The organism is Litoreibacter ponti (assembly GCF_003054285.1).
GTDB classification, from domain to species: Bacteria; Pseudomonadota; Alphaproteobacteria; order Rhodobacterales; family Rhodobacteraceae; genus Litoreibacter; species Litoreibacter ponti.
In genome coordinates this window covers 1,728,040-1,747,482 of record NZ_QBKS01000001.1, presented here as the reverse complement: position 1 = coordinate 1,747,482, position 19,443 = coordinate 1,728,040, and the positions used below count along the sequence as shown (strand labels likewise).

The window sequence follows — 19,443 nt, the reverse complement described above, 5'->3', positions numbered from 1 at the left end:
CCGCCCCAATGGCCCAGATCGAGGTTTTGACGGAAGACAGCCGATGGCTCGATGCGGGCCTGCCCGGGCTGGCTGAGAAGGGCTGCCTCGCCGCCTTGGCCGAGATGCAGCTCGACGGACCGTATGAGATCAGCCTGATGGGCTGCGACGATGCGCGCGTGGCGGAGCTTAACGCCGAATTTCGCGGCAAGCCCACGCCGACCAATGTGCTCTCCTGGCCGTCCGAGGAGCGCGCGGCGCAGGTGCCGGGCATGATCCCGCAGCTGCCCGGTGACGCCCCCCATGAGATGGAACTGGGCGACATCGCCATCGCGTTCGAGACCTGCGCGCGCGAGGCGGAGCAGGGCGGCATCACCTTTGACGACCATGTCACCCATCTTTTGGTGCACGCGACGCTGCATTTGCTTGGATTTGACCACCTCAATGAGCCGGATGCGGCCTTGATGGAAGGTTTGGAGACGCGCATTCTTGCAAAATTGGGGATTTCGGACCCATATATGACATAAGGGCCTGCGACGTGCCCCCGACATTTGGAAAAGGACCGATGGGCGAAGATACTGACGGCTCGTCTACCGCCGCGCCCCGCGCGCAAGATATAGACCCCAAGCAAAGTGCTGACGCGGACACCGCGCAGCCGGGCCTTTTGTCCCGGCTGGTCTCGGCGTTTAACCCGTCCGGCGAAAGCGGCCCGGACGAAAACTCTCCCGTAAACGGGGCGCAAGCCTCTGGAACTCTCGGGCTCGGCAATCTGCGGCTCAAGCGTGTGGATGACGTGGTGATCCCCCGCGCGGAGATCGTCTCGGTGCCCCGCGACATCGGCCTGCCGGAACTGGTCGAAGTATTCCGCGAAAGCGGCCTGACCCGGCTGCCCGTGTTTGAGGACACGCTCGATACGCCCATCGGCATGATCCACCTCAAGGACCTGTCGCTGGCCCATGGCTTCAACGGCACCCGCCCCAATTTTGATCTGACCGATTTGGTGCGCCCGGTGCTGTTCGTGCCGCCCTCCATGCCCATCGGCGTGCTGCTGGCCAAGATGCAGACCGAGCGCAAGCACATGGCGCTGGTCATAGACGAATATGGCGGTGTGGACGGCCTGCTGACCATCGAGGATTTGATTGAGCAGGTGCTGGGCGAGATCGAGGACGAGCATGACGTTGACGGTGCCGATCTGTGGAAGATGGAGAAGCCGGGCTGCTACCTGGCACAGGCCCGCACCCCATTGGAAGATTTCGAGGCCGAGATCGGCCAGCGCCTGTCCGACGACGACATGGACGAAGAATTCGACACGCTGGGCGGGCTCGTCTTTATGCTGGCGGGACGGGTGCCCGCGCGCGGCGAGATGGTCGAGCATCCCTCCAGCAATGCGGAGTTCGAGATCGTCGATGCAGACCCCCGCCGCATCAAGCGGCTGAGGGTTTTCGTTCCGGTCCTCCACCCCACTGAAGATCCCGAGCCGGAGCCTTCCGGCGACGCCACGACGTCCGACTAAGGCATGATCCGTCGCTCGTTACGCGCGCCGGTGCGCCCCGGCTGGCCGCTTTTGGCCCAAGGGGCCGCGCTGGGTGTGCTGGCGGCGCTTGGCCAGGCGCCATGGTCGCTTTGGCCGGTGGCGCTTGCAGGCTTCGGCGGGCTGGTCTGGCTGTATTCCCGCACTACGCGGACGGGCCACGCCGCATGGCTTGGCTGGGCGGGCGGCGCGGGCTATTTCGCGCTGTCGCTGTTCTGGATCATAGAGCCGTTCCTCGTCGACATACCGCGCCACGGCTGGATGGCCCCCTTCGCGCTTCTGTTTCTGGCGGGCGGTCTTGCGCTGATTTGGGCGCTGGCCTTCGGCGTTGCGCGCCATCTGGGCGGGCTTTGGGCGCTGGTCGCCCTTTGGAGCGCGGCGGAGATGCTGCGTGCGGTGCTGTTCACCGGCTTCCCATGGGCCAGCATCGGGCACATTTGGGCAGATTACCCGATGGCCCAGCTCGCAAGCCTTGGTGGCACGCCGCTTCTGACCTTTTTGACCCTCCTGATTTCCGCAGGACCGTCGCTGCAGCAGCGCGTGATCGGGACGGGGCTGTCTGTGCTCGTGCTGGCGGCGGCATGGGGCTACGGCGCGCTGGTGTTGGGCGGCAACCTAGCCACCGACACCGGTAAAACCGTGCGCCTGATCCAGCCCAACGCGCCGCAGCATCAGAAATGGGACGCCGACATGATCCCGGTCTTCCTGCAGCGCGCGATTGATCTGACCGCCGCATCTGCGCCGGTCCAGCCCGACGTGATCATCTGGCCCGAGACTTCGATCGCGTACCCGCTCGATGCTTCGCCCAACACTCTGGCGGGGATCGCGCAGGCGGGGGGCGGGGTCCCGATTATCGTCGGCGGCAACGACCGGGTGGACGGCAACTGGCACAACACGATGCTTCTGCTGAACCCGGACGGATCCCGTGGGGCCACTTACTACAAGCACCATATCGTGCCGTTTGGCGAGTATATCCCGTTCGGCGAGTTGCTGGCACATTGGGGCATTCGCGGTCTTGCGTCCCGCGATGGGGCGGGGTTCGCCCCCGGCCCGGGGCCCGCGCTGATCGAGCTGCCGGGGATCGGCACGGCGCTGCCGCTGATCTGCTACGAACTGATCTTCCCACGCAATCTGCGCGGCTTGGCCACGCGGCCGGACCTGATCCTGCAGATCACCAATGATGCGTGGTTTGGCGAAGTCTCCGGGCCTTACCAGCATCTTGCACAGGCCCGCCTGCGCGCGATCGAGCAGGGGCTGCCGCTGGTGCGTGCGGCCAACACCGGCGTGTCGGCGGTGATCGACCCGTGGGGCCGGATCATGGCGCAGACACTGCTGGGCGAGGCAGCGTATCTTGACGCGAAGCTGTCCGCCCCTGCCGCCGCCACGCTCTATGCCGGGATCGGGGATTGGCCGATGCGCGGGCTGTTGATGCTGTTGCTGATCTGGCAGATCGCCGCGCGCCGTCGTAATCGTGTTGACGTGTCGGGCGCGCAAGGGTAGGCGAGTTCGATCAATCAAGCGCCCCAACGGCTTCCTGACGGGGCGCAGTCATATATACCGGAGCACTTCCCCATGGCACGTAGCAATTACCTCTTCACCTCGGAATCCGTGTCCGAAGGGCACCCGGACAAGGTGTGCGACCGCATCTCTGACGCGGTACTGGACGCCTTCCTGACCGAGGAGCCGGAAGCGCGTGTCGCGGCAGAGACCTTCGCCACCACCAACCGCGTCGTCATCGGCGGCGAAGTGGGGCTGTCCGATCAGGAGAAGCTCAAGGACTACATGGGCCGCATCGAGGATATCGCCCGCGACTGCATCCGCGACATCGGCTACGAGCAGGACAAGTTCCACTGGAAGACCGTGAAGATCACCAACCTGCTGCACGAGCAGTCGGCGCATATCGCTCAAGGGGTCGACGCCTCGAACGACAAGGACGAGGGCGCGGGCGATCAGGGCATCATGTTCGGCTACGCCTGCACCGAGACGCCGGAACTGATGCCCGCCCCGATCCACTATGCCCACGCGATCCTGCGCCGCTTGGCGGACGTCCGCAAGAACGGCACCGAGCCCACGCTTGGCCCCGATGCCAAGTCGCAGCTGACGGTCAAATATGAGGACGGCAAGCCCGTTGGAGTGACCTCGGTCGTGCTGTCGACCCAGCATCTCGACGAGGCCATGACCAGCGCAGATGTGCGCGCCGTGGTCGAGCCCTACATCACCGAAGTGCTGCCGCAGGGCTGGCTGTCCGCCGACACCGAATGGTGGGTGAACCCGACGGGCAAGTTCGTGATCGGCGGGCCCGACGGTGACGCCGGGCTGACCGGGCGCAAGATCATCGTCGACACCTATGGCGGGGCCGCACCCCATGGCGGCGGCGCGTTCTCGGGCAAGGACCCGACCAAGGTGGACCGCTCCGCGGCCTATGCCGCGCGCTATCTCGCCAAGAACGTCGTCGCCTCCGGCATGGCCGCGCGCTGCACGATCCAGTTGAGCTACGCGATTGGTGTGGCCAAGCCGCTGTCGATCTATTGCGACACCCACGGCACGGGCCAGGTGGAAGACGCGGCGATCGAGAAGGCTGTGGGCGGGCTGATGGACCTGACGCCCCGCGGCATTCGCGAGAAGCTGGGCATGAACCGCCCGATCTACGCCCGCACCGCGGCCTACGGCCATTTCGGTCGCGCCCCCGATGAGGATGGCGGCTTTTCGTGGGAGCGCACCGATCTGGTCGAGGCGCTGAAGAAGGCGGTCTAGCGCGAAGGCCCGCCCGTCCGCATGGGCAGTCTCGTGCCCACTGCGGGACTTTCTTCTTGAAAACCAGAGCCGTGCCGCAATGTCGGGACGGCTCGTCCGTTTCATGACAATTGGCAAAACCTGCCGCCCCGCTTTCGCGGGGTTTCTGCAAGCATTGCCGAATTACCTGCATCCAAATCCCCTAGCCCGCCCCGCTGCGACTGTGACACGATCCCGATGTGGTGTGATCAGGCCAAGGGGATTGGAACGCGACGCAGGATGGCTGGCTTCTTGATCATTTTCGCGGCGACCGCGGCGTTTGCGATGATCGCGAAGCGCCTGTCGGCGACCAGCTTGACCGCGCCGATGGTGTTTCTCTCCCTCGGAGTCGTGCTGGCGCAGACGGGAATGATTTCCGAGCATGACAGCCACGCGCTGCTGCATCCCGTGGCCGAGATCACCCTTGTGGTTTTGCTGTTTCTTGACGCTGCGCAGACGGATTTCGCCGCGCTGCGCCGCCGTCATGTCTGGCCCACCCGCATGTTGCTGATCGGTCTGCCTGCGGCGATGGCGCTCGGCACGGCCGTTGGCCTGATCCTGCTGCCCGCCTGGCCCTTCGTCGCCGTGGCGCTTCTGGCGGCGGTCCTGTCCCCGACCGACGCGGCTTTGGGGCAGGCGGTAGTGACCAACCCCAACGTGCCGATCCGGCCAAGGCGGGCGCTCACTGTCGAGAGCGGGCTGAATGACGGCCTGGCGTTGCCGGTCGTGTTGCTGTTTGCCAGCCTGACGGGCATGCAGACCGGGGTGGACAGCACGCAGTGGTTGGTCTTCGGGCTCAGCCAGATCCTGCTTGGCCCGTTGGTCGGTGCGATGGTGGGCGCGATGGGCGGCTGGGTTCTGTTGCAGGCCAAGGCCCGCGCCACGACATCCGAGATCTACGAGGGCATAGGCGCGCTTGCGATGGCGGGTCTTGCCTATGTCGCGGCGGTGCAGGTCGGGGGTAACGGCTTCATCTCGGCCTTCGTGGCCGGGCTGGTCTTCGGTGGGATCATCAAGGGCGCGTGCAAATTCGTCTACGAGTTCACCGAAAGCGAGGGCCAGATGTTGTCATGGGCGTCCTTTCTGCTGCTTGGCGCGGCTTTGGTGCCAGAGGCCGTCGCGCATCTGACCGCGCCGATGTTGGCCGTGATCCTGATCAGCCTCTTCGTCGCGCGGCCTCTGGCGATCTGGCTATCGCTGATCGGAACTGACGCGGCACCTGTCACGCGCTTGTTTTTCGGCTGGTTCGGGCCGCGCGGTCTGGCAACCGCGCTGTTCGCGCTGCTGATCGTCGATCAGATCCCACCCGAGTTTGGTACACCGATCCTGCATACCGCGATCAACGCGGTCTGGATCAGCGCGATTTTGCACGGGATCACCGCCGCGCCCGCGGCGCTTTGGTATGGGCGCAAAATCGCTAACATGGGCGAAATGGCGGAAACCGCCCCGATCCGCAGCAGCGCCAAGCCGGTCATAACGAGAGACAGTCATTTTGATTAAGGGACTTTCATGAACAAAACCGCCATTTACCCGTCAGCCGATCTTGCCGACCGCACACCGGAATATGCGCTCGTGGGCGAGGTCGATCTGGTCGTCGTGCGCTTCGATGACGAGGTCTCGGTCTTCTACGGGCGCTGCCTGCATCGCGGCGCGCTCATGTCCGACGGGCATGTGCGGGGCAGGGATCTGATCTGCGGAGTGCACGACTGGGACTACCGGCTCGACACCGGTGTGTCGTCCTACAACAATTCCGAAAAGCTGCCGAAATTCACCGCCTGGGAAGAGGATGGCCAGATCTGGGTCGATGCCGACGAGATCAATGACTGGGGCGACAAGAACCCGCAGCCCTTCAACCGCGACGCCTATCTGGGGCTCTATGCCGACACCAGTCACGGCACGCAGGAAGAGCCTTATACCGGCCTGATCCACCAATATGCGCGAGACGGGCTCAGCAAGACGGGCCACCACGGGGTTGTCAGCTCCATGGGCGTGCCGCGCGTCGAGCTGCCCGATTGGGACGACATCCAGCTGATCACCGCGCAGCTGCACAAACCGCCGCTGCTCGACGATGCCGACGTCGGCACCGAGGTGGTGATCGGCCCCAACGCGCAAAAGCCGCTGACGTTGAATATTCCGCTCTTCGTGTCCGATATGTCCTTCGGCGCGCTGTCAGAGCCGGCCAAGCTGGCGCTGGCCACCGGCGCGGAGATGGCCGGCACCGGCATCTGCTCGGGCGAGGGGGGCATGCTGCCCGAAGAGCAGGACGCCAACAGCCGCTATCTTTATGAGCTGGCATCGGGCCGCTTCGGCTTCAGTTGGGACAAGCTCGACCGGGTGCAGGCATTTCACTTCAAGGGTGGGCAGGGGGCCAAGACCGGAACCGGCGGGCACCTGCCGGGCGAGAAAGTGCAAGGCAAGATCGCCGAGGTCCGCGGGCTGGAGCCGGGCTCTGCCGCGATCTCGCCCGCGCGCTTTCCCGAATGGACAGAGGTGAGCCAGATCAAGGACTTCGCCGACGAGGTCCGCGACCGCACCGGCGGCATTCCCATCGGCTACAAGCTTAGCGCGCAGCATATCGAGAAGGACATCGACGCGGCTTTGGCCGTGGGGGTTGACTACATCATCCTCGATGGGCGTGGGGGCGGGACTGGTGCTGCGCCGATCATCTTCCGCGACAACATTTCCGTGCCGACAATCCCGGCCTTGGCGCGGGCGCGGGCGCATCTCGACCGGCTGGGCCGCGGGGACGTGTCGCTGGTCATCACCGGCGGCCTGCGCAAGCCCGCCGATTTCATCAAGGCGATGGCCCTGGGCGCAGACGCTATCGCGCTGTCGAACGCCGCGATGCAGGCGATCGGATGTCTGGCAATGCGCGCCTGCGAGACCAACAATTGCCCGGTCGGCATCGCTACCCAGCGGCCCGAGCTGGTCAGCCGCCTGATCGTCGACCGCTCTGCCCAGCAGCTGGCGAACTTCTTTGACGCCTCGGTGGAGCTGATGCAGGTGATGGCACGGGCCTGCGGGCATGACCACCTGTCGAAATTCAACGCCGATGATCTGGTGACCTGGAAGCGGGACATGTCTGATCTGAGCGGCGTCGCATATGGAGGGCTGTCATGAACGCAGCGGAAGCCATCTTCATGGCCGTGCAGATCTGGGGCTGGATCGGGGCCGCGGTCGCTTTGGTCTTCCTGACCATCGGCATCGACCGCATCGATGAGGATGCGCGTGGTGCCTACATCTTCCGCCCGCTGCTGATCCCCGGGGTTCTGGTGATCTGGCCTTTGGTTTTGTGGCGCTGGTATCGCTACGAGACCGGCGCGGACAAATGGCCCGCCCGCTACGACCCGCCCCGCAAGAGCCATTTTACGGTGGGGCTGATCCTGCCCGTGGCCATCGTGGCGATCATCGCCGTGGGCCTTGTGATCCGCCAGAGCTGGCCCGCGGAGTTCGAGCCGGTTCAGATCTCCGCCCCGGGGGAGGTGTCGCAATGAGCGTCAAGTACACCCCCGTTCAATGGAACAACAACAAATGGATCTACGACGCGATCATGCTCGCGGGCGTCGGGCTGTTTCTCTACATCTTTCTCTACGCGGCGCCGGGCATCCTGAGCCATGAGCGTCCGATCAACCCGCAGGTGCACAATGCCCGCGCCTTCGGGGCCTGTGCCTTCGTGATGATGACGGTGATCTTGTGCATCGGTCCACTCGCGCGGCTCGACGAGCGGTTCCTGCCGCTCTTGTACAACCGCCGCCACTTCGGGGTGATGACGGTCTTCGTCGCGATTACCCATGCCTCCTACATCGTGGATTGGTACTTCGCCTTCTCAATGTCCAACAAGTACGAGGCGCTGCTGTTCGCCAATACCTCCTACGGCCAGCTCAAGGGCTTCCCGTTCGAGGCGTTCGGCATCTTCGCCCTGGCGGTGCTTATCATTCTGGCGGCCACCAGCCACGATTTCTGGATGAAGTTCCTGTCGCCTCCGGTTTGGAAGCGTATCCATTACTTGATCTACCCCGCCTACCTTGCGGTGGTGGCGCATGTCAGCCTCGGCATCCTGCAAGATCAGCAAAACCATGCTTTCACTTGGCTCTTCGCGGGCGGCGCGCTGACCGTGGGCGTGTTGCATCTGCTGGCGGCGCTGAAGGAGCGTGCAAGAGACCAGGCGCTCAGCGTCGCGGGCGCGGACTGGATCGATGTCGCCGGTGTCGATGAATTCGAGGACGGCTTCGCCAAGGTGCGGCTACTGCCGGATGGTGACCGGGTGGCGGTGTACCTGATGGACGGCAAGCTCAGCGCGATCTCCAATGCCTGCGCGCACCAGAACGGGCCGCTGGGGGAGGGGCGGGTGATCGATTGCCTCGTGACCTGCCCGTGGCACGGCTTCCAGTACGACGTGCGCAGCGGGCGCTCGCCCGCGCCGTTCACCGAAATGGTGCCGACCTACAATCTTCGCCTGCAGGGCCAAACCGTGCAGGTCGACCCGAAGGCCAATCCACCGGGCACCCCGGTCGATCCGATCGCCATTCCTCAGGGGGCCGTGACATGAGTGACAAACATCCTCCGTTTTTCGTGGGCTACCTGCCGATACCGCAGGGCCTGAAGCAGTGGTTGCTGCTGGTCAGCGCGTTGCTGGTCGCCGGGATGGCGGGTTTTGGTCTGGTGATGGGCATCGCGCAGGACGATCCCGGGCCGGGGGCGTTCCGCTTCGACTATGGCCGCCAGACCGTGACCGGCGTGGTCGAGCTGACACCCTACCCGCTGGTCCGCGTGACCGAGGGCAATGAGCGCATCGCGCCCGGCACGACGCTGATGCTGTCGGGTCAGGGCAAATCCAATGTCGACGCGCGGGCCATCCCGCTGGAGGGGCAGCTTGCGCAGGTCTCCGGCATCGTCCTGCAGCGCGGCACGCTCAACATGTTGCAGCTGCGCGGCGGTCGCAACGGCATGTCCGCGGTCGAGGGCGCGGCCCCTGCGCAAAGCTCCAAACCGCTGGGCCGCTGGAAGCTGGCGGGCGAGATTTGCGACGGCAAATGTCTGGCCGGGGCGATGCGCCCGGGCACGGGGCTCGCCCACAAGGCCTGCGCCAACCTGTGCTTGATCGGCGGCGTGCCCCCGGTCTTCGTGTCCTCCAAGCCCGTCGACGGGTCGGAATTCCTGCTTGTGACGGGGCCGGACGGCACCGAGTTGCCGAAGAGCCTCTACGATCAGGTAGGCGAATACATCACGATCGAGGGCGAGGTGGAGCGCAGGGGCGATCTGTTGGTGTTCAGCGTCGATCCCACAACAGTCGGGGAGCCGGAGTGATGCGCAAACTGATCTTTCTGAGCCTCGCCGCCGCCATCGCGGCCATCCTGTTCTACCTGTCGCGCTTCTGGTTCCTGTCGCTCTGGCCGCGCTCCGGCCTGTTCGGGCTGGACGCGCTGCCGCCGCAGGGCGGCCTTGTGGGGCGCTGGCTGCGCGGCACCGATGCCGCCCCGTTCGAGCTGCTGCTCTGGGCCATCGGATGCTTTCTGGTGCTGACCTGGTCGCAGAAATTCTACGACCTCGTGACCTCTGACCCCGATGCAGGAGATGACCATGACTGATGAAACGCTCGACTGGATCAGCGTCGGCCACACGGGCGATCTGCCCGAGGGCCGGGTGAAGACGATCACCGCCCGGACGACCTCGATCTGCCTGGTGCATTTCGACGGCCAATGGGCGGCGATGAACAACCACTGCCCACACCAGCGTGGCCCCTTGGGCGAAGGCTCCATCGAGAAAGGGGTCGACGACCAATGCTGGATCCGTTGTCCGTGGCACGGCTGGGATTTCGACCCGCTCACCGGCAAGCCGCCGGGCGGCCACGAGGACACGGGCCAGGAAATGTACCCGGTCGAGATTCGCGACGGCGAGATCTTCGTGGGCATCGCCCCCGAGCCGCCGCACACCCGCACCGTCACCGACGCCATGGTCGAGACGCTGACCAATTGGGGGCTGCAATCGGTCTTCGGCATGGTCGGCCATTCCAATCTGGGCCTGTCGGATGCGATCCGGCTGGCGGTGGGCGATGGCAAGCTGAAATACTACGGTATTCGCCACGAGGGTGCCGCGGCCTTCGCCGCCTCCGCCTATGGCAAGCTCACGGGCAAGCCCGCCGCCTGCCTGACCATCGCGGGGCCGGGGGCGACGAACCTGCTGACAGGTATGTGGGACGCCAAGGTCGACCGCGCGCCCATCCTCGCCCTGACCGGCCAGGTCCAGACACAGGTGATGGGGCCGGGCGCGTTTCAGGATATCGACCTTTTGTCGGCGTTTCAGGCGGTGACGGCCTTCTCCCAGCCCGTGCTGCCCAGCTCCAACCATGTCGAACTGGCCTCGCTTGCCTGCAAGACCGCGCTGGTCGAGCAGAATGTCGCCCACCTGATCTTCCCCGACGATGTGCAGACCCTGCCGTCAGAGCAGGAGGCTGGCGCGCCCGAAGGCCGCGTGTCGCGCACGTCGATCCGCCCCGCGCAGGCCGATCTGGACGCGGCGGCGGCGTTGATTGCAGGGGCGAAGCGTCCGCTGATCATCGTGGGACATGGGGCCATTGACGCACGCGATCAGGTGGCCGATCTGGCCGTGCGTCTGGGCGCACCGGTGCTCACCACGTTCAAATCCAAGGGGCTGGTGCCCGACGATCACCCCAACGCGGGCGGCGTTCTGGGCCGCTCCGGCACGCCGATTGCCAGCTGGTTCATGAACGAGGCCGATCTGATCATCGCGCTTGGTGCCAGCTTTTCGAACCACACCGGCATCGAGCGCGGCAAGGAGATCATTCAGGTCGATTTCGACCGGATGCAGCTGGGCAAATTCCACCCTGTCGCGCTGCCGGTCTGGGGAGAGGTTGGCGCGTTCTGCGACGGGCTGGAGGCGGCCCGCCACCCCGACGCCGACGACCAAATCACGGAGCTGGCGGAGCGTTGGGCCATCTGGCGCGCCGAAAAGCAGGCCCGTCTGGCAGAGGATCACGGCCGCGGCATCCATTCCTTCGCGATCTTCGACATCCTCGGCAGGCTGGTCCCCGACGACACGATCTTCGCCGTCGATGTGGGCAACAACACCTATTCCTTCGGCCGCTATCTGGAAACCAAGGGCTCCCAGCGGGTGCTGATGTCGGGCTATCTCGGCTCCATTGGCTTCGGCTTCCCGGCGGGGATGGGCGCGTGGGCAGCAACGCAGGACCTCGACGCAATGCGCGGGCGCAAGGTCGTCTCGATCTCCGGCGATGGCGGCTTCGGGCAATACCCGATGGAGTTCACCACCGCCGTCAAATACGGCATGGATGTCACCCACATCCTGCTGCACAACGGCGAGCTCGGCAAAATCTCCAAGGAGCAGCGCTCCGGCGAGTGGCCGGTCTGGGAGACGGGACTGCACAACCCCTCTTTCGCGGCCTTCGCGCGGCTCTGCGGTGGGCATGGCAGCAAGGTCACCGAACCCGCAGAGCTGGAGGCCGCCATTCAGGAGGCGCTCGACTACAAGGGCCCGGCGCTGGTCGAAATCATGACGGACGCGGAGCTGGTCTAGGCTTAGTCGGGCGAGAATTCTTCGCGCACCCGGTCCGTGTGCTGCCCAAGCGCGGGCACGGCCCCGGGCGTGAACCCTGCGTCCCGCCCCGTGGGGCGCGGAACTTCAGCCATTTGTCCATCAGGCAGTGGCGTCGGGATACGCCGCAAGGCGGGATGCTCGGCCAAGTCGTCGACCCCGCGATAGCGTCCAAAAGCGATCCCCGCGTCGCTCAACCGCCTGACCGCATCCGCCACCGACATCGCGGCAAAAAGCGGCTCCAACTCTGCATCCAGCAACGCGCGATTGGCGGTGCGCGCCGCATTGCTTGAAAACTCCTCTCGCGCGGCGAGGTCCGGTTGGTCCAGTGCCGTCTCACACAGCCGCGCGAATTCCGCATTGGTCTGCACGGCCACGATGATCGTGCCGTCCGCGCACGTGAACGGCCGGTACGGATAGATCGAGGCATGGGACAGCCCAAACCGCCCGGTGATTTTGCCCTGATGCTCAAAATGCAGCAGCGGCACGGCCATGCAATCGGCCATCGCGTCAAACATCGAAACTTCGATCTGCTGTCCACGCCCGCTGACCCCGCGCGCAATCAGCGCTTCCAGCACGGCGGCGTGGGCGTTTGCGCCGGTCGTGATATCGGCGATGGAGACGCCGACCTTCGAGGGCACCGCCTCGGTGCCGGTGACGGCGCACAGCCCGCTTTCGGCCTGCACCAGCATGTCATAGGCCTTCATCTGCGCGTAGTCCGTGGCAGCCCCGTAGCCCACGATGGAGACGGCGATCAGCTGCGGAAAATCCCGCGCAAGCGAAGCAGGGCCCAATCCCATGCGCTCCATCGCGCCGGGGGCGAGGTTTTGCACCAGCACATCCGCCCGCGCCAGCATCTCGCGCAGCACCGCCAGATCGTCCGACGCCTTGACGTCCAGCACCGCGCTTTCCTTGCCGCGATTGAGCCATGCGAAATAGGCAGAGGTGCCGTGGACCGCGCCGTCATAATGCCGTGCGGTTTCGCCGCCCGCGCGCTCGATCTTGATGACGCGCGCGCCCGCATCGGCCAGACGTACGGTGCAGAGGGGCGCGGCCACGGCTTGCTCGATGGCCACGACCAGCAGGCCGTCCAGCGCCCCCATCAATACGACCTCGGCAGGCCAAGCACATGCTCGGACAGATAGGACAGGATCAGGTTCGTCGAGATCGGTGCGACCTGGTACAGCCGGGTCTCGCGGAACTTGCGCTCGATGTCGTATTCCTCTGCAAAGCCGAACCCGCCATGGGTCTGGATCGCGACGTTCGCTGCTTCGTTGGAGGCATCTGCGGCCAGCATCTTGGCCATGTTCGCCTCCGCTCCCGGGTTCTCGCCCGCCTCAAAGAGCCGAAGCGCCTCGGCCACCATCAGCTCCGCCGCGCGCATATGGGCGTAGGCGGCGGCGAGCGGGAATTGAACGCCCTGATTTTCACCAATCGCGCGCCCGAAAACCTTGCGGTCCTTGGCATAATCCACCGATTTCTCGATCAGCCAGCGCGCGTCGCCAATGCACTCGGCGGCGATCAGGATGCGCTCGGCATTCATGCCCGACAGTATGTAGCGAAAGCCGCGGCCTTCCTCGCCGATCAGAGCCTCGGCGGGCACACGAAGGTTGTCGAAGAAGACCTCCGTCGTGGCGTGGTTCATCATCGTGCGGATCGGCCGGATGGTCAGGCCCGCCCCCACTGCCTCGCGCATGTCGACCAGCAGAACCGACAGCCCGTCGGTCTTCTTCATGCCCGGGCCCAGCGGCGTGGTCCGTGCGAGCAGGATCATCAGGTCGGATTGCGCAGCGCGACTGGTCCAGATTTTCTGGCCGTTGATCACGAAATTCGCGCCATCGCGCGTGGCGGTCGTCTTCAGCGCGCCGGTATCCGTTCCGGAAGTCGGCTCGGTCACGCCAAAAGCCTGCAGCCGCAGCGAGCCATCCGCGATGCCCGGCAGATACGCCCGCTTTTGCGCCTCCGAGCCATGGCGCAGCAGCGTGCCCATCGTATACATCTGCGCGTGGCACGCGCCCGCATTGCCGCCGGAGGCGTGGATTTCCTCCAAGATCGCCGCGCCCGCCGACAAGGGCAGCCCCGCGCCGCCATACTCTTCGGGGATCAGCGCGGCGAGCCAGCCCGCGTCGGTCAGCGCCGCGACAAATTCGGTCGGGTAGGCCATCTCGCGATCCAGCGCGCGCCAGTAGGCCCCGGGAAACTGCGTGCAAAGCCTGGCGATCGCGTCGCGGATGTCTTGGTAGGTCTCGCGCATGGTCCCTCTTCCCTTGCCGCCCTGATCGTCATGGCTAAGGCGAAGGGCGCGGCTCTACAAGCCTTGCGGCGCCTGCGCGTCGCGCCACGCAGAGGGCGTCATGCCGGTGACGCGCAGAAACTCACGGTTGAAATTGGACTTTGTGTAAAAGCCGGACGACAGCATCGCGCCGGTCACCGTCTCGCCAGAGCGCAGCGCCTCTTGCGCGGCCTCGATCCGGGCGGTGTTCACATAGCGTGAGACGTTCCCGCCTGTGGCGCGATTGATTGTCGAGGACAGCGTCTTGGCCGGAACCCCCAGCCTGCGCGCCAGCTTTGACAGCGTCAGCTCCGGGTCGAGATAGGGGCGCTGCGCGTCCATGTAGTGCTCGACCCGCGCCCAAAGTGCGCCATCGGGCGGCGCGCTGGGTGCCTGCTGGTCGTCCCCACGGTCCTGCCCGGACTGCAGGTGACCCGACAGGCTGAGCGCGCCAATCAGGATGAGGTTGCCGACCGAGTAGAGCGAGATGATCCACGGCTGAAGATAACCCGCCCCCGCCGCCTGCGCCGCGATGATCAGCAGATCGCTGAAGGCCGACGCGATCAGGGCGATCCCGATGATCCGCCAGATCTGCGCAGGCCACGCGCCGCTTTCCAGCGCCGCGCGCGGCTGCGCATCGGGACCCGCCATCGTGGCCAGCAGGATCGCCGCCCCGTAGACCACGAAAAGCCCCGGGATCAGCACATCAAGGAATGCTGGCGCTGTCAGCAGCGCGGCCAGCGTCGTCACTGGCACCAGCCCGTGCAGCAGGTCCGCGCGCCGGGCGGGGCGCACGGCGGTGATCTGAAAGGCCAGCCAGGCGGCGGGCGGGATCAGGGTCGCGGTGATGGGCTGCACCAGCCGCGTGCCGGGCACGAGGTAGTGCTGCGCAAGGGCGATGATCGCAGTCTGCGCCGCGCACAGCGCAATCAGGATCGCCAGGGGGCTGATTCTGCCTTGGGTGATCCACAGGCGCAGAAACAGGAAAAACAGCACCAGCGCGCCGATCATGGGGATAGGGAGACTTGGCATGGGGCCGATCATTCGGATCGCCGCCGCGCGCGCAAGTCCTCAAACCGGATCGAGACGTCCTAAAACCGGATCGAGGTCGCGCGGGCGGGGCAGCGAGTGCCAGATCCGGGGCATCACTTCCATTTCGCATAAAGGACGATCCCAATGAGACTGACACTGCTCGCGACCGCTTTTGGCCTTGCGGCCAGCGCTGCACTGGCCGCGCCTCCGGGCCTCATGCTCGACAAGACCTACATGCCGCATCACGACGCCATGGCCGTCACCGCCATCTGGTATCCGGGCGACGGCTCCGGGACAACGCGCATCGTGGCCGAGAACCCGGTCTTTCAGGGGGTCGAGGTCTCCACCACCACCCGGATCGCGCCGGGTGCGCACCCGGTGGTTCTGTTCAGCCACGGGATGGGTGGCATGTACCGCACGCAGGCCTGGCTTGCCGCGGGGCTGGCAGCGCGCGGGGCGATTGTGCTTGCGGTGAATCACCCCAACTCCACGTGGGGCGATTTCGACATGGGCGCGGGCGTGCACCATTGGACCCGGGCACAGGATCTGTCCACGGCGCTCGACGCGCTGCTCGCCCAGCCCGATTTCGCCGGTCATATTGATACGTCGCGGGTGATGGCGGCGGGCTTCTCCTTTGGCGGGTGGACGGCGCTGTCGCTGGGCGGGGTGCGCGGCAATCATGCGGGCACCGTCGCCGCCTACACCCGCTTTGGCGCGCGGATGGAGGCCTGCGAGATGCTCCTGTCGGAACGGGTGAACCTGCAAGGCGTCGCACCGGAAGACTGGAACGGCGACTACGCGGACCCGCGGGTGACCCATGTCACGGCAATTGATCCGGGCTTCGTTTGGGGGCTGGAGCCTGCGGATGTGGCGGGCCTGTCGGTGCCCACCCAGCTCATCGGCTTTGGCGATGCGGCGACCCGGATGCTGGCCACAGATTTCGATGCGAGCGGCCTGCGCGCGCTCTTGCCAGAGGCGCAGGCGCATCAATTGGTGCCCGGCGTGCATTTCACGGCCATGCCGCTCTGCAAGCCCGCCGGGGCGGCGATCCTTGCCGCCGAAGAGGACGACCCGGTCTGCACCGACCCCGACGGCACCGACCGCGCCGCGGTTCATGATGCAATCATCGCGCTTATCGCGGATCAGCTGGGCCTGTAGAAAGCGCCTGTCGCCCGGTTACAGCGGGCGGCAGGACCTCCGCACCACCAGCTCTGGCGCGCATTGCACATTCGCGCGCGGGGCAGAGGGGTCCTTGATTGCCTGCGCGAGGCTCAGGCCCGCGCTGCGCCCGATGCGACGGGCGGGCAGGCGCACCGTGGTGAGCGCCGGCTCGATCTCGGCAGAGCCCTTGAAGTCGCCGATCCCGACAATCGTTATGTCCTCGGGCACCGACAGCCCCACGGTCATCGCTGCATAAAGCGCGCCGGTGGCCAGGATATCATTGCCGCAGATCAGCGCGCTTGGCCGTTCGTCAGATTGCAGCAGCGCGATCGCGTCGCGCTTGGAGGCGGCGATGCTGTACACGGTCGTCAAGAGCCACGGCTCCGGCACCGTCACGCCCGCATCGCTGAGCGTATGCAGGATCGCGGCGCGGCGGGCCTTGGCGCGGTCATTGCCTGCAACCGGGGCGAACATGCAGGCGATATCGCGGTGACCGAGCGACAGTACATGGTTGGCAATCAGCTGCCCGGCCATCTCGTTGCTGGCCCCGACTGACGGGTGCACGGACCGCTCGGCATAATTCCACATCAGCACGGTTGGCACCGATTGGCTGTCGATAAGCTGGAACACTGCCTCGTTGTGATCGAGCCCGGTCAGGGCCACGCCATCCACGCGGTGTTCAAGGAATTTGCGCAGGATCGCGTATTCGCTGTCTTGGTCGTACCCGTGGGAGGCCAGCAGGATCGTGAATCCTTCCTCCGCCACCGTGTCCGAGAAGGCCTGCACCACTTCCGCGAAGATCGCGTGGTCGATCGTGGGCACCAAAACGCCGATGGTGCCGGAGCGGATGCCGTGGATCGTCTGGGCCGCGCGGTTGCGGATGTAGCCTTGTGCCTGAACCGCCCGCTCGATTCTGCGGCGCGTGGTGGGTTTGAGCAGTTCAGGGTGATTGAAGTAGCGCGATACCGTCGAGGCGGAGACCTTCGCCGCCTTCGCGACACTCACGATATCGGCCTTTTTCGATTTGGTTTCAGCCATCTGGAGCGCCCCGCAGGTGAATTTATGAAAACATTTGCAAAACTATTTTCATACCGTAGCGTCATGGGTCAAGCAGCGTTGCAGGGAGGCAGCGATGGAATTCCTGTTCTACATGGGCGACGTGTTCACCCCGATCAATTTCGGGCTGCTCTTGCTCGGGACCATCGGCGGATTGATCCTGGGGGCGACCCCGGGACTGTCCCCGACGATGGCGGTGGCGCTGCTGATCCCGTTCACCTTCCAATTGGAAGCCGCGCAGGGCCTGATCCTGCTGGGCGCGGCCTATACCTCCACCGTGGCGGGCGGTGCGGTGTCGGCGATCTTGCTGAAGATCCCGGGCGCGCCCGCGAACATCGCAACCACGCTCGACGGTCATACGATGGCGCAAAAGGGCGAGGGCGCGAAGGCGCTGCAGATCAGCTTCCTCGCCTCTGCCGTGGGCGGTGTGTTCGGCGTGCTGCTCTTGATCTTCCTGACGCCCGTTCTGGCCCAATGGGCGCTGGCCTTCGGCCCGTCGCACCTGTTCTGGCTGGCCATTCTGGGGGTCACGGTCATCGGCTCGCTCGACAGCAAGTCGGTGGTAAAGGGTCTGCTGTCTGGCTGCATCGGGCTGTGGCTGGCCACGATCGGCTTCGACGACATCATGGGCGCGCAGCGCTTCATCTTCCATCCGGCGCTCGGCGGCGGCATCAACATCATCGCGGCCCTGATCGGGTTGTTCGCGATCCCGCAGGTCATCACCATGTTCGCCAAGGGACGTCACAATGACGGGGCAGAGGTCATCAAGGTGCAAAAGCACCCCGTATCCGGCGCAATCCGCGAGCTGGCCCGCAACAAGCGCGCCCTGGGGATCGGCACGGCGGCAGGCTCGATCATCGGGCTGATCCCCGGTGTGGGCGGGCAGATCGCGGGGCTGGTGGCCTATGATCAGTCCAAGAAGTTCAGCCCTGATCGCGACAAGTTCGGCACCGGCCACCCGGAGGGTGTGATCGCGGCCGAGAGCGCCAACAATGCCATGGTCGGCCCCTCGCTGGTGCCGCTGCTGACGCTCTCAATCCCCGGCTCGCCCACCGCCGCCGTGCTGCTGGGCGGCTTGCTGATCCACGGCATCTTCCCGGGCACGGACCTGTTCGACAACCACCCGGATGTCGCCTGGACCTTCATAAACTCGATGCTGATCGGGCAGGTGCTGATGTGCCTCTTCGGGCTTTACGTGGCGGGGCTGGCGGCCAAGGTCGCGCAGGTGCCGCAAAGCGTCATGGCCGCGGTGGTGCTCGGCCTTGCGGTCTTCGGCAGCTACTCGGTGCAAAGCTCGATGGGCGATGTCTATGTCATGGCGGCCTTGGGCGTGATGATGTATTTCCTCGAACGCTTCGGCTTCTCCGCCGCACCCCTGGTGCTGGGGCTGATCCTTGGCCCCATTGCAGAGGCGAATTTCATCCAAGGCAGCATGATCGCCAATGCGACTGACGGGCTTGCGCCGTATTTCCTGGGCGGTCCGCTCAACATCTTCCTGATCGCCGTGGTGGTCGCGTCGGTGCTCTATTCGGGCTACATGGAGCTGCGCACGCGCCGCTACACCTCCAAAGAGGAGATCATGGCATGAGCGCGCCGTCTCTCCCGCGTCTTCAGCACATCATCGGCTCCGGCATCGTGGCGCTGGTGGGCATCTGGGTCGCCTATATCAGCTACACGCAGCAGCCGTCGGAGGCGTTTCTGTTCCCGCGGCTGATCTCCAGCGTCTTCGCGGTGCTGGCCTTCTGGACCTTCGGGAAGGCCTGTCTGGGCTGGACCAAGGTCGGCAGCGGCATCTCCGGGCGGCAGTTCATGAACCTGTTGCCGGGGCTGGTTGTGGCGCTGGTCTACATCTTCTGGGCCGCCAAGGGCTTTGGCTTCTACACCGCCACAACCATCGCCTTCTTCATTCTCTTGAGCCTCTACGATCCGGCCCCGCACACGGCGCTGAAATCCTGGCTCAAGCGCATCGCCATCACGGCGGTCTTCATGGCCGTCATGTACGGCCTCTTCGCAAAACTTCTGACCGTGTACACACCGCGAGAGGTCTTCTTCTGAACCGCAACAGCGG

18 protein-coding genes and 1 riboswitch are annotated in these 19,443 nt (G+C 65.4%); of the genes, 14 read left to right on the top strand and 4 right to left on the bottom strand.

The features are described 5' to 3' along the window. Window positions 1-8: 8 nt before the first annotated feature. The 11 genes from ybeY (at window position 9) to C8N43_RS08730 (ending at window position 11,836) form a co-directional block, all read left to right on the top strand. On the top strand, window positions 9-506 hold the full coding sequence (gene ybeY, locus C8N43_RS08780) for an rRNA maturation RNase YbeY (RefSeq protein ID WP_107845235.1): 498 nt from the start codon (window positions 9-11) through the stop codon (window positions 504-506). Between the two features lie 38 nt (window positions 507-544). Next, on the top strand, window positions 545-1,492 hold the full coding sequence (locus C8N43_RS08775) for a hemolysin family protein (RefSeq protein ID WP_107845234.1): 948 nt from the start codon (window positions 545-547) through the stop codon (window positions 1,490-1,492). 3 nt (window positions 1,493-1,495) lie between these two features. Next, on the top strand, window positions 1,496-3,010 hold the full coding sequence (lnt, locus tag C8N43_RS08770; protein ID WP_107845233.1) for an apolipoprotein N-acyltransferase: 1,515 nt from the start codon (window positions 1,496-1,498) through the stop codon (window positions 3,008-3,010). Window positions 3,011-3,025: 15 nt separating this feature from the next. After that, window positions 3,026-3,075: riboswitch (SAM-SAH riboswitch) on the top strand. Between the two features lie 7 nt (window positions 3,076-3,082). Beyond that, window positions 3,083-4,264, top strand: a complete 1,182-nt coding sequence (metK, locus tag C8N43_RS08765) for a methionine adenosyltransferase (protein ID WP_107845232.1) — start codon at window positions 3,083-3,085, stop codon at window positions 4,262-4,264. Between the two features lie 258 nt (window positions 4,265-4,522). Next, entirely contained in the window at window positions 4,523-5,782 is a 1,260-nt protein-coding gene (locus C8N43_RS08760) for a cation:proton antiporter (RefSeq protein WP_107845231.1), read from the top strand. Between the two features lie 9 nt (window positions 5,783-5,791). Continuing rightward, window positions 5,792-7,402, top strand: coding sequence for a glutamate synthase-related protein (locus C8N43_RS08755; protein WP_107845230.1), 1,611 nt, complete (start codon window positions 5,792-5,794; stop codon window positions 7,400-7,402). Next, the gene (locus C8N43_RS08750; protein WP_107845229.1) at window positions 7,399-7,776 is read left to right on the top strand and encodes a hypothetical protein; all 378 of its coding nucleotides are present in this window, start codon (window positions 7,399-7,401) and stop codon (window positions 7,774-7,776) included. The genes C8N43_RS08755 and C8N43_RS08750 overlap by 4 nt, the downstream gene beginning before the upstream one ends. Then, window positions 7,773-8,831: a Rieske 2Fe-2S domain-containing protein gene (locus C8N43_RS08745; RefSeq protein WP_107845228.1), complete on the top strand. Its 1,059-nt coding sequence runs from the start codon at window positions 7,773-7,775 to the stop codon at window positions 8,829-8,831. The genes C8N43_RS08750 and C8N43_RS08745 overlap by 4 nt, the downstream gene beginning before the upstream one ends. Further along, window positions 8,828-9,589 carry a hypothetical protein gene (locus C8N43_RS08740; RefSeq protein ID WP_107845227.1) on the top strand — a complete coding sequence of 254 codons (762 nt, stop codon included), beginning with the start codon at window positions 8,828-8,830 and terminating at the stop codon, window positions 9,587-9,589. The genes C8N43_RS08745 and C8N43_RS08740 overlap by 4 nt, the downstream gene beginning before the upstream one ends. Continuing rightward, on the top strand, window positions 9,589-9,870 hold the full coding sequence (locus C8N43_RS08735) for a hypothetical protein (protein WP_170114418.1): 282 nt from the start codon (window positions 9,589-9,591) through the stop codon (window positions 9,868-9,870). The genes C8N43_RS08740 and C8N43_RS08735 overlap by 1 nt, the downstream gene beginning before the upstream one ends. After that, window positions 9,863-11,836 (top strand): thiamine pyrophosphate-dependent enzyme, encoded by a 1,974-nt coding sequence (locus tag C8N43_RS08730; protein ID WP_107845225.1) that lies wholly within the window; start codon window positions 9,863-9,865, stop codon window positions 11,834-11,836. The genes C8N43_RS08735 and C8N43_RS08730 overlap by 8 nt, the downstream gene beginning before the upstream one ends. 2 nt (window positions 11,837-11,838) lie before the next feature. On the opposite strand, the gene C8N43_RS08725 is transcribed toward C8N43_RS08730, so the two are convergent. Genes C8N43_RS08725 through C8N43_RS08715 form a run of 3 tightly spaced genes read right to left on the bottom strand, consistent with a single transcriptional unit; the run spans window position 11,839 to window position 15,158 of the window. Then, the gene (locus tag C8N43_RS08725; RefSeq protein ID WP_107845224.1) at window positions 11,839-12,957 is read right to left on the bottom strand and encodes a CaiB/BaiF CoA transferase family protein; all 1,119 of its coding nucleotides are present in this window, start codon (window positions 12,955-12,957) and stop codon (window positions 11,839-11,841) included. Beyond that, window positions 12,957-14,108: an acyl-CoA dehydrogenase family protein gene (locus tag C8N43_RS08720; protein WP_107845223.1), complete on the bottom strand. Its 1,152-nt coding sequence runs from the start codon at window positions 14,106-14,108 to the stop codon at window positions 12,957-12,959. The genes C8N43_RS08725 and C8N43_RS08720 overlap by 1 nt, the downstream gene beginning before the upstream one ends. Window positions 14,109-14,162: 54 nt before the next feature. After that, window positions 14,163-15,158 carry a helix-turn-helix domain-containing protein gene (locus C8N43_RS08715; protein ID WP_146174190.1) on the bottom strand — a complete coding sequence of 332 codons (996 nt, stop codon included), beginning with the start codon at window positions 15,156-15,158 and terminating at the stop codon, window positions 14,163-14,165. A gap of 144 nt (window positions 15,159-15,302) precedes the next feature. Between C8N43_RS08715 and C8N43_RS08710 the strand changes: the two genes are divergently transcribed. Next, complete coding sequence (locus C8N43_RS08710) at window positions 15,303-16,316, top strand: alpha/beta hydrolase family protein (protein ID WP_107845221.1); 1,014 nt, start codon at window positions 15,303-15,305, stop codon at window positions 16,314-16,316. 18 nt (window positions 16,317-16,334) lie between these two features. Here C8N43_RS08710 and C8N43_RS08705 read toward each other — a convergent pair whose 3' ends face one another. Next, a complete protein-coding gene (locus tag C8N43_RS08705; RefSeq protein ID WP_107845220.1) occupies window positions 16,335-17,357 on the bottom strand; it encodes a LacI family DNA-binding transcriptional regulator in 1,023 nt (340 codons plus the stop codon). 94 nt (window positions 17,358-17,451) lie between these two features. On the opposite strand from C8N43_RS08705, the gene C8N43_RS08700 reads away from it, so the two are divergent. Both C8N43_RS08700 and C8N43_RS08695 read left to right on the top strand, forming a co-directional pair. Next, the gene (locus C8N43_RS08700; protein WP_107845219.1) at window positions 17,452-18,963 is read left to right on the top strand and encodes a tripartite tricarboxylate transporter permease; all 1,512 of its coding nucleotides are present in this window, start codon (window positions 17,452-17,454) and stop codon (window positions 18,961-18,963) included. Next, window positions 18,960-19,430, top strand: coding sequence for a tripartite tricarboxylate transporter TctB family protein (locus C8N43_RS08695; RefSeq protein ID WP_107845218.1), 471 nt, complete (start codon window positions 18,960-18,962; stop codon window positions 19,428-19,430). The genes C8N43_RS08700 and C8N43_RS08695 overlap by 4 nt, the downstream gene beginning before the upstream one ends. Window positions 19,431-19,443: the final 13 nt, after the last annotated feature.